The sequence below is a fragment of the Lysinibacillus sp. fls2-241-R2A-57 genome (genome assembly GCF_030209535.1).
In the GTDB taxonomy this organism is placed as follows: Bacteria; Bacillota; Bacilli; order Bacillales_A; family Planococcaceae; genus Lysinibacillus.
In genome coordinates this window covers 159447-171331 of the sequence record NZ_JARVRU010000002.1, presented here as the reverse complement: position 1 = coordinate 171331, position 11885 = coordinate 159447, and the positions used below count along the sequence as shown (strand labels likewise).

Here is an 11885-nt window from a genome sequence, read left to right as displayed (position 1 = left end):
TCCGTAAGTACGGTGGTGTGAGAGGTCGGGAGTTAATCACTCCCTCCTACTCGATTGTTGAAAAACTATTGTGTCAATGAAATTAAGGGAATAAAGTATGGCTCTTTTGCAAAGCGTGTGGTTGATTTCCGTTCGGGCTGGGCGCTTTGCCGCTGACGCTACGCTTTCGCGCAGATAAAGCAATTGTTGCTGACGCTACGCTTTCGCGCAGATAAAGCAATTGTTGCTGCCGCTACGCTTTCGCACAGATAAAACATTTGTAGCTGCCGCTTCGCTTTCTGTGCGAAAGCGAGTAGCCTGGAACAGAAACCCCCTCGTTTAATAGAGTCACGACATTCATAAAGATTTTCTTGACCATTTTCAACACTATCAAGGCATCTGGAACGATTTCATTCCAGATGCTTTTTTATCTTCATTCAGGACCCAAGAACGCCAAGGTTAAAGCGCTACATCCTAGAGGACGCTTTAATCCCTCGGCCAAAAGAGGTGGATCGCTTACTTTTGCTTCAGGCTCTGATGTAAACGTGCATTTTAGCCATTTGTTCTAGTTAGATAGGAGCCGAAGCTTTATAGGTCATTGGTATTTCGCAGTTACATCGTAAATAAAACAATAAAGTAGTACTAAAAGATGAAGAGTGATTCATTTTAGTGATAATTATGAGTACTAAAATTTGAATAGCTCCGTTTCTTTTTCCCCAAATATCTTCACCAAAATTTCACTACTATTAGCATAAAAGTAAATGGCACAAATACCTCTTTTGTTACGTGCGTAGAACAGTGGAAAATTCTCTCTCCAATTAACAGAATATTCAATATAATACTGTTAAGTAGTAAAAAGGAACCTTAAATTAGACATCGTGTCGAATACGAAAAAGTGAAAAAAAGTGAAAAATAGGGAATAATCTGATACTATGCCCGTAAACACTGCCGAAATAGTGTAAAAATACTAGATGTATGTAGAATCCTCGCGAAAGCAGGCGAATCAAGGGGTACAGCAGTTTTGTCCTGGTTAGATGCGATAAAAAATGGGTCCTAAAGACTATCAAAAAGTGACAAAAGACAATAGACACTACGTATCATCTTAATTACAATTGTATTATTGGATAAAAAAAGAAATACATAGAAAGAAATAAAATGAGGTGAATGGTTTTGAATTTATTTGGAGGAACTATTAGTAGCCTGGAAAACGGACTTTCCTATGCAACTTTGAATCAAAAAACGATCGCCAATAACATTGGGAATGTCGATACGCCGAATTACAAGGCGAAAAGTGTAAGTTTTAAAGATATGTTGGAGAAAGAAGAACAAAGATCAATCTCGGCATATCGTACTGATAATAGACATTATGATTTTACGATTCGACAATCTACACCTGGTGTGCATAATATAGACGGCTTACGTTATCGAAATAATGGTAATGGTGTAGATATGGATGCTGAACAGGCGAAAATGGCTGAAAATCAAATCTATTACAATGCATTAATTGACCGTATGAACGGTAAGTTAAATACATTAAATACTGTAATTAAAGGAGGTAAGTAATAAATGTCTATTTTTCATGGAATGAATACCACTGCCTCAGCTTTAACAGCACAGCGTTTACGAATGGATGTCATTTCTTCAAATATGGCAGGCATGGATACAACGCGTGCTAGACAAGTGAATGGGGAGTGGGAACCATACCGCCGAAAGTCGGTAACTTTAACAGCTCAAGAGGGACAGTTTTCAAAGTTCTTTAATACCGCACTTGGGAAAAATGCAAAAAGTGGCGTTGGCAACGGCGTAAAAGTAACACAAATAAAAGAAGATAGAGAAACACCTTTCAAACTTGTGTATGATCCAACTCATCCAGATGCAGACGCAGATGGCAATGTAAAAATGCCAAATGTAGATCCATTAAAAGAAATGGTAGATTTAATGTCAGCCACTCGTTCCTACGAAGCAAACGTAACTGTATTCAATGCAAATAAATCTATGCTGACAAAGGCTTTAGAGATTGGTAAATAAATAAGAGGAAAGGAAGATACATAATGGCAATTTCGTCCGTTTCACTAATGACACCTACGCAGGTTGTAAAAGAAACAAATAAACTTAATACAACACCTTATGAAGCACAACAAAGTTTTGCGAACTCTTTAAAAGAAGCAATAGCGAAAGTTAATGATCAACAAATTACTTCTGATAATCTTACCGAAAAGCTAATTACTGGTGGAGATGTAGAGTTGCACGAAGTGATGATTGCATCACAAAAAGCGAGTATTACATTAAATGCAACAATGGAAGTTCGCAATAAGGTGATTGAAGCTTACCAAGAAATAATGCGAATGAGTGTCTAACTTTATTGAACAAGTGATAAAGTCACTATTGAAGTAAAGGATATATCCCATAAAGTGAGTTTTTTGAATGAATGATTGAAGGCTCATTACCAAAAGTTATGCCATGTATGTAAGTTGATTAGAGTGGAGGCTGGACGCCCCCTAACAAAGCGTCCAGTCGGAACGGAAATCAACCTGTTATGGTGATGATAATGCTTAATGTTATGGGATATCACTGTTTTCGCGAATTATTAGATGGATAGGTTATTCACTATAACCGGAGGATTCATAATGAATGAACGATTGACGAAAATAAAAAACGACACCAGCCAGTTTTGGACAAGTCGTAGTAAAAAACAAAAAATTGTAATGATTGGTTCGGTAGTAGCTGTTCTAGCACTTGCTACGGTTGTTACACTTTTTGCTACAAAAACTACATATGTACCACTTTATAAAGATTTATCGACAAGAGAAATCGGCCAAGTAAAGGAAGCGTTGGACTCCCAAAGTGTAAAATATGAAATCGCGCCAGGGGGGACATCAATTTTAGTGCCTGAGGAACAAGTAGATGCATTGTTAGTCCAATTAGCATCGGAAGGATATCCGCAAACAGGAACGATTGATTACTCATTTGCGAACAGCTCTGGATTTGGTATGACGGATAATGAGTTTAACCTATTGAAAAAGGCAGCAACTGAAACAGAAATTGCTAAGCTCATTAAAAATCTAGAAGGTGTAAAAGATGCAAAGGTAATGATTAATGTTCCTGAAGAAGGAGTTTTCTTGAAAGATACAAAAGAAGAAGCGACAGCATCTATTGTATTGAATACAGACCCTGGCTATAAATTTACCGAGCAACAAATTGCCACTATGTACAACTTAGTAGCAAAAAGTGTTCCAAATTTAAAAACAGATAACATTGTTATATCTAACCAATTCTCAGAGTACTTTGATTTGAATGCTGCTACCACTGCTGATGGAACTTCAACAACGACAGCTGAAGGCCAGTTACAAGCAAAGAAATTGATTGAGCGTGATTTACAACGTCAAGTGCAAACTATGCTTGGTACGCTTATGGGACAAGACAAAGTAATAGTTTCTGTGACAACAGACATTGATTTCAAAAAGGAAAATCGAGAAGAAAACCTAGTTACGCCGGTCGACGAAGAGAATATGGCAGGGATTGCCATTAGCGCCCAACGTATTAGCGAGCAATATTCTGGTACAGGAGCTGCGGCTACTGGAACACCTGAAGCTGAAACGACGACAGATAACTTTACAACTTATAACGAAGGTGCAACGGGTAACGGAGATTACGAGCGTACCGAAGAAACAATTAATAATGACGTAAACCGTATACGCAAAGATATCCAAGAGGCACCATATAAAATTCAAGATATTGGTATTCAAGTAATTGTTGAACCACCGACAGCAACCGATGCAGCATCATTACCAAATGGGGTTCAAGAGGATATCCAAAAAATCTTAAGTACTATTGTTCGTACGACGATTTCTAAAGATGTAACTGCAGAGCTTACTCAAGAGCAAATTGATGAAAAAGTAGCTGTTTCAGTACAACCTTTAAATGGTAAAGCAGTAGATGAAGTTAACGAAAAATCTGTGATCCCATGGTGGGTTTGGGTAATCGGCGGAATATTACTAGCTGTAATTTTATTGCTGGCATTCTTCATTATCCGTTCACGTAAACGTGCGAAGGAAGAAGAAGAGTTTAGCATCCTAGAAGAACAAGAAGAACTTATGATTGAAGATATAAATGAAGAAATTGAAACGGAAGCTACAATGCGTCGTAAGCAGCTTGAAAAAATGGCAAAAGAAAAGCCAGACGATTTTGCAAAGTTACTGCGTAGTTGGATTGCGGAAGACTAACTAGGAGGTTCGACTGTGTCCAAGAAAGAAAAAGAATTAACAGGAAAACAAAAGGCCGCTCTCTTGTTAATTTCATTAGGGCCTGAGGTTTCAGCTTCTGTCTATAAACATTTAACAGAGGAAGAAATTGAACGTTTAACATTAGAAATATCAAGCGTTAAAAAAGTAGAAGCAAATGTGAAAGAGGAAATTATTGAAGAATTCCACAACATTGCACTTGCGCAAGATTATATTACACAGGGTGGTATTGGTTACGCGAAGACAGTATTGGAGAAAGCACTTGGTGTAGAGCAAGCTCAAACGATTATTAACCGTCTGACATCTTCTTTACAAGTGCGTCCATTTGACTTTGCACGGAGAGCTGATCCAGCACAAATTTTTAACTTTATTCAAAATGAACATCCACAAACAATTGCCCTTATTCTATCTTATTTAGAAGCAGGGCAAGCGGGTGTCATTTTATCGTCATTACCGCAGGAAGTTCAGGCTGATATTGCTAAACGTATAGCCGTAATGGAGTCAACTTCACCAGAAGTTATTAGTGAAATTGAATCTGTTTTAGAGCGTAAATTATCATCAACTGTTACACAGGATTACACAGAGACAGGTGGCGTTGATGCAGTCGTTGAAGTGTTAAATGGTGTAGACCGACAAACGGAAAAAACGATTCTCGATGCACTCGAAATTCAAGATCCAGAGCTTGCAGAAGAAATCAAAAAACGTATGTTCGTATTCGAGGATATTGTTACGCTCGACAACCGCTCGATTCAACGTGTTATTCGTGATTGTGAAAATGAAGATTTACTGCTTTCAATGAAAGTTTCAAGCGAGGAAGTAAAAGATATTATTTTCCGCAATATGTCACAACGTATGGCTGAAACATTTAAAGAGGAAATGGAGATTATGGGACCTGTACGTTTACGTGACGTAGAGGAGGCACAATCTCGAATTGTTGCGGTCATTCGTCGCTTAGAGGATGCTGGTGAGATTATTATTGCACGTGGTGGAGGAGATGACGTCATTGTCTAGAATCATCCGTTCCATATATACACAATCCAATGACGAAAATGTAAAGAAGATTCAAATTCGTGACATGTTTGAAATGCATGAAGTAGAAAATGAAGAAATTCCGCTTCAAAAACAAATGACTATGGAAGAAGTACTGGAAGAGCGCGAACGTTTATTTGCAGAGGCTAGAGCTATTTTACATGCTGAGCGCGAGGCTTTTGAACAAGAGAAGCAAATGTTCTTTCAGGAAATTGAACATGTAAAGCAAAGTTGGGAAGAAGAACGACCTGAACGAGTGCAAGAGGCTTATGATGAAGGATATGGTCAAGGCTATGAAGATGGGACAAACAAAGCTAATGAAGCGATGGCACATTCTCTCCAAACAGCTAATGAAGTAATCCTTCATGCTAAGGAAAATGCGCGGAAATATATTGACGATCAGGAAGCGATTATTTTAGAGCTAGGCTTAACTGCAGCAGAGCGTATTATTGGTGCATCTTTAGAGCGAGATAATGAATTATTTGTTTCAATCGTTCGCAGAGGGCTTAAAGAAGCGAGAGAAATGAAAGAAATAAAAATTTATGTTTCACCTACCTACTATGCATTAATTACTTCTAATCGTGATGAACTAGCAGAAATGTTCCCAACGGACGTACCATTTATGATTTTTGTAAATGAGGATTTAGAAAATGATACAGATTGCTTTATCGAAACAAACCATGGCCGTATTGTTGTAAGTATTGATGAGCAATTAAATGAACTAAGATTGAAGCTACATGAAATATTAGAAAGTAAGGAATGATCTAGATGAAAACGGCTCAACTAATCAAACAAATTCCTCAAATGCCAACCTTTAAAAAGTTTGGTAGAGTAACTAGAGTTGTCGGCTTGATGATTGAGTCGCAAGGTCCAGATAGTTCCATTGGTGATGTCTGTAAAATTTATGTGGAAACTTCTAAAAACGGCCATCAAACCATCTTAGCAGAGGTAGTAGGCTTCAAAGATGAAATTGTCGTCTTAATGCCTTTTACCTCACTGCGAGAAATATCCATTGGCTGCCTAGTTGAAGGTACGGGGGCACCACTAGAGGTAAAAGTGGGACCCGAGCTCATCGGTAAAGTACTTGATTCTATGGGAAATCCAATAGATGGGACAGTGCTACCGAGAGGATTATTGTCGGTTCCGACTGAGCAGGACCCACCGAACCCACTAACACGTCCACCGATCGATGAAAGACTTGAAGTAGGTGTTAAAGCAATTGACGGCATGCTAACTGTTGGTAATGGACAACGTGTAGGTATTTTCGCTGGTTCAGGGGTAGGGAAAAGTACATTGCTCGGTATGATTGCGCGAAATACACAAGCTGATTTAAACGTTATCGCACTTATTGGGGAGCGTGGTCGTGAAGTTCGTGAGTTCATAGAGCGTGACTTAGGGCCAGAGGGTTTAAGCCGATCAATAGTTGTAGCTGCAACTTCTGATCAGCCCGCACTGATGCGAATTAAAGGAGCTTTTACCGCAACAGCGATTGCAGAGTATTTTAGAAATCGTGGTTTAAATGTCATGTTGATGATGGACTCTGTGACTCGTGTTGCTATGGCACAACGAGAGATTGGTCTTGCGACAGGTGAACCACCAGCTCAAAAAGGATACACACCATCTGTATTTGCGATTTTACCTAAACTATTAGAGCGCACAGGTACTAATGAGAAGGGCTCTATTACGGCCTTTTATACAGTATTAGTAGATGGTGATGATATGAACGAGCCAATTGCAGATACTGTGCGAGGGATTTTAGATGGCCATATTGTTCTTGATCGAAACCTTGCCAATAAAGGTCAATATCCAGCTATTAATGTATTAAAAAGTGTCAGCCGTTTAATGAATCATGTGGCAGAGCCAGAGCATAAAAAGGCTGCAGAACGTTTAAGGGAGCTCTATTATACATATGACAAGTCGGAAGATCTAATTAACATTGGTGCGTATAAGCGGGGGACGTCAAAAGAAATTGATGAAGCGATTTACTATGAACCTCTCATTACCGCTTATTTAAAGCAGGGCTATTTAGATAAAGTGACCCTTGAGGAAAGTGTGAATGAGTTAATTTCATTATCGAACGGTGGTGGAAAATAGATGGTGAGTTATATTTATCGTTTTGAAAAAGTGTTAACCATTCGAGAACAGGAAAAAAATGAAACTGAAATTGCCTATAAAGAAGCTGTACGTACTTTTGAAGAAGTAGCATCAAAGCTATATGATTTGCTAAAAAAGAAAGAAGATTTATTAGAGTTCCAGCAGGGGCGTTTAGCTGTAGGTTCATCAATAGAGGAGATTCATCACTATGCCCGTTTTATTGATAGCCTCGAAAAAACAATTGCTGATGTACAGCAGAAAGTTGTACAAGCTCGTGCAAAAATGAATTGGCACGAAGAAAAATTATTAGAAAAAAACTTGGAAGTGCGTAAATTTGAAAAAATGCGAGAAAAAGATTTTAAGTTATTCCAGCAAGAACAGGATCGTATCGAAGGCATTTTTTTAGATGAGATTTCATCACTTACGTATAACAAGAGAGAAATCAGGTGATTTCATGGCAAAAAAAGATAATCGACTTACAACGGAATTAGAAGAACGACCACCTAAACGTAAATCGGGTGGCTTTCGAAAGTTTTTTATGTGGTTTGTAATACCTATTATGTTTGTAGTAGCAATTCTACTTATTGTTGCAACACTGATGAATACGAATGTCTTTGATTTAGGAAAGAAAGCATATGAAAGCTTACCATTCGTTCCTTCAGAAGAACAACAAGCAAAAGAAGCTGTTGTTAATAATGATTCGAAGGTTGTAAAATTACAGGCTGATATCCAAGAAAAAGAAGCGGAAATTGCTCAACTGCAAAAAAAATTAGATACGGCAACAACTGAAAAAGAAAAGTTAAAGACAGAAAATGAGCAGCTAAAATTTGAAACTGAAAAAACAAATAGAGAGCAAGATGACGTAAAACGTGACTTTAATGACATTTTAAAAACTTATGATAAGATGTCTCCTAAAGCAGCAGCGCCAGTGCTTGTTAAAATGAGCGATGCTGAAGCACTGCGTATTTTAACAAACTTAAAACCGGATAAAGTAGCAGCGATTTTAGAAAAAATGGATCCACAAGATGCAGCGAAATATACGGAAATGATGGCTAAACAATAGAGATATATGAAAGGAGGTGAAATGATGGATGTGGCAATGATGCAAATGATGTCCAAGACTATACCAGCTAAAACAGCAGCTACCAAACCTGCAACAGTAGGCAATGCTGATGTTAAAGCAAGTGAAACGTCGAAGAAAGAAAATCTCTCAACGTTTGGCTCTGTTTTTGGACAAATTATTTCTTCTTCCAATCAAACACAGCAGTCTACAGAGTCTGCCGAAACAACAGATATAGCTGATTTAGAAGCAGTTTTAAACGCTGAGTCTATTGAAGATGTACTAGACTTACTAGATATTCCACACGACGATGGTTTGTTAATGCTTCAAGTTGGTGAGGAAGGCAAAGCTATTGGGATAGATGAAATGCTAAATCTAGATAATTTAATGGATGCATTAGGAATTGATTCAGAGCAACTTCAAAAATTAGTACAACAGTTGCTAGGAGAAGATAAAGAAGCAAGTGATGTTTGGGAGCTTTTAGCATTAGTAGATGCTCAGGCCCCGATGCTTCAAGCACAAGTTGTAACAGCTTTGCAAGGCGAAGGTCAAGTAACGCCGAAAGAAGCAACACAATTACTTCAAGTGTTAAAGTTGGCACAATTAGTCGGACAGAAAACAGACTTAACAGGTCAACAAGAAAGCTTGCTAACGAACGTTAAGAATTTTTTAACTACAATGCAAACACAAGTAGAGACGATTCAAACTGCTCAGCAAGTAACAACTAAAACAACAGTAACACTTCCGTTACAGGGCTTCCAGCAAGTAGTGCAGCAAGTTCAAGTTACAAAGCAGACTGACACAAGTGCTAATGAAATGGTGACGGCCAATACAGTCCAAACAAAAGCAGACTCATTCCAAGTAACACTGCCAGCAGCAAAACCAGCACAGTCTGAGGCATTACTGAAAGAGATGCAAGCGATCATCAATAGAGCTCAACTCTCTAATGCACAAGGGATTACACGTTTAACATTGAAATTGTACCCGGAAAATCTAGGATCAATTCGTATCGAGCTTGTGCAAAATGATGGAGTCCTCACAGCACGACTGCTTGCTTCAACAGCTCAAGGACGTGAGTTACTCGATAGTCAGGCACATCAACTTAAGCAAGCCTTTGTACAGCAAAATATTCAAGTTGATCGTCTCGATATTGCTCAGTCATTGCAAGATGCAGACCGCCAACAACGCGACCAAAACTTCTTCAACAATTTCTTTAAGCAACAGCAGGAAGATGAGCAGGAGCAAAAAAGCGACGATGACGATGAAAGCAAGTCCTTTAGTGAATATTTAATAAGTGAGGAGGTGTAACAATGGCAGATTCAATATCTAAAACAACACCTAAACTAGCAGATTCAATAACGAACACACCTAAACCAATAAATACAAAAGTATCGGATGACTTTCAATATTCCAATTATAAGAAGCCTACAAAGCAAACAGGTAATAGTGAACTTGGGAAGGATGCTTTTCTTAAATTATTAATTACACAATTACAACACCAAGATCCAACAAATCCAATGGATGATAGAGAATTTATTTCGCAAATGGCCCAGTTCTCTTCCTTAGAGCAAATGCAAAATATGACAAAAGCGATGGAATCCATGCTTGCTTCACAGCAACAAACACAGATGATGAATTATACAACATTCATTGGTAAGGAAGTTAAATGGCATGAGATTACAGAAGAAGTAGATGAAGCTAAGAAGCCGATTATTAAAGAAGGTACGGGAATAATTCAATCTCTCGAGTTTGTAGAGGGTAAACCTGTGTTTGTATTAGCTGATGGTAAGAAAATTACCCCTGGCAATATCTCAGCAATATTAGGCGGCTCAGGAACAAATTCGAATGATAACAATACGGTGACGGAATCTCCACTTGTACAGGCAAGCAAGTTAATCGGTAAAAAAGTTACATATAAAGACGGTGAACAAGAACTACAAGGCCGTATCGTTTCTGTAACGAATAAAGATGGCGTCATTCATTATGTACTAGAAAATGATAAAAAATTAACAGATAAAGATTTTACCGTAATAAGCGAATAAAGGTGGAGAAAAATGATGGATAAATTTTCGATTCATCGTGTACCATTGCATCCATCTATTCGCCAGACACAACCTACGCCATTAAAATCACAGCAATCGTTTAAGGCTCATTTACAGGAAGCTACCAATCAACAAGAATTAAAAGTGAGCAAGCACGCGAATGAACGAATTATCGAGCGTAATATAGCGATTTCTGAACAAGAATGGCAAGTTGTATCGGATAAGGTATTTGAAGCGCACTCAAAAGGTGTCAAACAACCATTAGTCTTGATGGATCAAGCAGCTTTAATTGTCAGTGCTAAAAATGCTACTGTCATTACAGCAATGGACCGCACGGAAGCAAAGCAGCAAATATTTACTAATATTGATGGCACAATTGTGTTATAAGGGCTGGACCTTTGAAAGGAAGCCTATGTGTAGCTGACTGATTGAGGCTCACAATTTAGAAAAGAAGGGAGAACGACAACAAATGTTACGTTCAATGTACGCAGGTATTTCAGGTCTTAAAAACTTCCAAACAAAGCTGGATGTTATCGGTAATAATATCTCAAACGTTAATACAATTGGTTTTAAAAAAGGTCGTGTTGAATTTAAAGATTTAATGTCTCAAACTCAAGGAAGTGCTTCTAGATCTACTGCAACTCGTGGAGGTGTAAACCCACAGCAAATAGGTCTAGGCTCACAATTAGCTGCTATTGATACTATTCACGGTAACGGATCCTTACAGCAAACAGGACGTGGATTAGATTTAGCTATTCAAGGTGAAGGTTTCTTTATGGTGGCTGATGCTAATGGTGCGCCAGATCCGGATAGTGGTTTTATTGATCAAGATGGTTTCAATAACACTTTATTTACTCGTAACGGTGTTTTCTACATGGACAATAATGGCTATTTAGTAAATGCCGATGGTAAATATATGGTAGGTATTTCAGCTGGTAAAGATATTGTTATCGAGAAGGATGATACAGGTATTTTAGCCGCAGATGGAAAAAAAGCATCTGGTGATAAAGGTGAAAATTTATTTGATGATACTGGGGAATTAAAACCAGCTGAAGGTACTGTAGGTCCAATTCGTATCCCGCCAACAGCTAAAGAAGTAAGCATTAGTCAGGATGGTACGATTACTTATTCAGATTTAAATGGTACATTACAGTGGGGTGGTCAATTGATTATGGCTAAATTCCCAAACGCTGGTGGTCTTGCTAAAACAGGCGGCAATTACTATCAACAAACATCAAACTCAGGCGTAGCGTATGCACAAGTAGGTACTGTGGCAGGTATGGGTAGTGTTGAAACTGGAAAGGTAGAAATGTCCAACGTTGACCTATCTGAAGAATTTACAGAGATGATTGTTGCACAACGTGGTTTCCAAGCAAATACGCGTATTATTACAACATCCGATGAAATTCTTCAAGAGTTAGTAAACTTAAAACGCTAGTT

Annotated in this window: 13 protein-coding genes; all 13 read left to right on the top strand. The window is 38.3% G+C overall.

Annotated elements, in window-relative coordinates:
- Positions 1 to 1149 precede the first annotated feature (1149 nt).
- The 13 genes from flgB to flgG all read left to right on the top strand — a co-directional run bounded on the left by flgB (position 1150) and on the right by flgG (position 11883).
- Positions 1150 to 1542 (top strand): flagellar basal body rod protein FlgB, encoded by a 393-nt coding sequence (gene flgB / locus QRN68_RS00935; RefSeq protein ID WP_285394688.1) that lies wholly within the window; start codon positions 1150 to 1152, stop codon positions 1540 to 1542.
- Positions 1543 to 1545: 3 nt separating this feature from the next.
- Positions 1546 to 2007: a flagellar basal body rod protein FlgC gene (flgC, locus tag QRN68_RS00930; RefSeq protein WP_285394687.1), complete on the top strand. Its 462-nt coding sequence runs from the start codon at positions 1546 to 1548 to the stop codon at positions 2005 to 2007.
- 23 nt (positions 2008 to 2030) lie between these two features.
- Positions 2031 to 2336, top strand: coding sequence for a flagellar hook-basal body complex protein FliE (fliE, locus tag QRN68_RS00925; RefSeq protein WP_285394686.1), 306 nt, complete (start codon positions 2031 to 2033; stop codon positions 2334 to 2336).
- Between the two features lie 270 nt (positions 2337 to 2606).
- A complete protein-coding gene (gene fliF / locus QRN68_RS00920; RefSeq protein ID WP_285394685.1) occupies positions 2607 to 4202 on the top strand; it encodes a flagellar basal-body MS-ring/collar protein FliF in 1596 nt (531 codons plus the stop codon).
- A gap of 15 nt (positions 4203 to 4217) precedes the next feature.
- Positions 4218 to 5231, top strand: a complete 1014-nt coding sequence (gene fliG, locus QRN68_RS00915; RefSeq protein WP_285394684.1) for a flagellar motor switch protein FliG — start codon at positions 4218 to 4220, stop codon at positions 5229 to 5231.
- Positions 5224 to 6012, top strand: a complete 789-nt coding sequence (gene fliH / locus QRN68_RS00910) for a flagellar assembly protein FliH (protein ID WP_285394683.1) — start codon at positions 5224 to 5226, stop codon at positions 6010 to 6012. Before fliG ends, fliH begins: the two co-directional genes overlap by 8 nt.
- Before the next feature lie 5 nt (positions 6013 to 6017).
- On the top strand, positions 6018 to 7343 hold the full coding sequence (gene fliI / locus QRN68_RS00905; protein ID WP_285394682.1) for a flagellar protein export ATPase FliI: 1326 nt from the start codon (positions 6018 to 6020) through the stop codon (positions 7341 to 7343).
- On the top strand, positions 7344 to 7793 hold the full coding sequence (fliJ, locus tag QRN68_RS00900) for a flagellar export protein FliJ (protein ID WP_285394680.1): 450 nt from the start codon (positions 7344 to 7346) through the stop codon (positions 7791 to 7793).
- A gap of 4 nt (positions 7794 to 7797) precedes the next feature.
- Positions 7798 to 8406: a MotE family protein gene (locus QRN68_RS00895; protein WP_285394678.1), complete on the top strand. Its 609-nt coding sequence runs from the start codon at positions 7798 to 7800 to the stop codon at positions 8404 to 8406.
- 6 nt (positions 8407 to 8412) lie between these two features.
- On the top strand, positions 8413 to 9711 hold the full coding sequence (locus tag QRN68_RS00890) for a flagellar hook-length control protein FliK (RefSeq protein WP_285394677.1): 1299 nt from the start codon (positions 8413 to 8415) through the stop codon (positions 9709 to 9711).
- Positions 9712 to 9713: 2 nt separating this feature from the next.
- On the top strand, positions 9714 to 10445 hold the full coding sequence (flgD, locus tag QRN68_RS00885; RefSeq protein ID WP_285394676.1) for a flagellar hook assembly protein FlgD: 732 nt from the start codon (positions 9714 to 9716) through the stop codon (positions 10443 to 10445).
- Positions 10446 to 10460: 15 nt separating this feature from the next.
- Positions 10461 to 10832, top strand: coding sequence for a TIGR02530 family flagellar biosynthesis protein (locus QRN68_RS00880; RefSeq protein ID WP_285394674.1), 372 nt, complete (start codon positions 10461 to 10463; stop codon positions 10830 to 10832).
- A gap of 82 nt (positions 10833 to 10914) precedes the next feature.
- The gene (flgG, locus tag QRN68_RS00875) at positions 10915 to 11883 is read left to right on the top strand and encodes a flagellar basal body rod protein FlgG (protein ID WP_285394672.1); all 969 of its coding nucleotides are present in this window, start codon (positions 10915 to 10917) and stop codon (positions 11881 to 11883) included.
- Positions 11884 to 11885: the final 2 nt, after the last annotated feature.

Excerpts from the sequence above, each read along its gene's own strand:
- flgD (WP_285394676.1), top strand. The coding sequence starts at position 9,714 with ATGGCAGATTCAATATCTAAAACAACACCTAAACTAGCAGATTCAATA.
- flgC (WP_285394687.1), top strand. The coding sequence starts at position 1,546 with ATGTCTATTTTTCATGGAATGAATACCACTGCCTCAGCTTTAACAGCA.
- QRN68_RS00890 (WP_285394677.1), top strand. The coding sequence starts at position 8,413 with ATGAAAGGAGGTGAAATGATGGATGTGGCAATGATGCAAATGATGTCC.
- fliF (WP_285394685.1), top strand. The coding sequence starts at position 2,607 with ATGAATGAACGATTGACGAAAATAAAAAACGACACCAGCCAGTTTTGG.
- QRN68_RS00880 (WP_285394674.1), top strand. The coding sequence starts at position 10,461 with ATGGATAAATTTTCGATTCATCGTGTACCATTGCATCCATCTATTCGC.
- fliJ (WP_285394680.1), top strand. The coding sequence starts at position 7,344 with ATGGTGAGTTATATTTATCGTTTTGAAAAAGTGTTAACCATTCGAGAA.
- flgG (WP_285394672.1), top strand. The coding sequence starts at position 10,915 with ATGTTACGTTCAATGTACGCAGGTATTTCAGGTCTTAAAAACTTCCAA.
- QRN68_RS00895 (WP_285394678.1), top strand. The coding sequence starts at position 7,798 with ATGGCAAAAAAAGATAATCGACTTACAACGGAATTAGAAGAACGACCA.
- fliI (WP_285394682.1), top strand. The coding sequence starts at position 6,018 with ATGAAAACGGCTCAACTAATCAAACAAATTCCTCAAATGCCAACCTTT.
- fliE (WP_285394686.1), top strand. The coding sequence starts at position 2,031 with ATGGCAATTTCGTCCGTTTCACTAATGACACCTACGCAGGTTGTAAAA.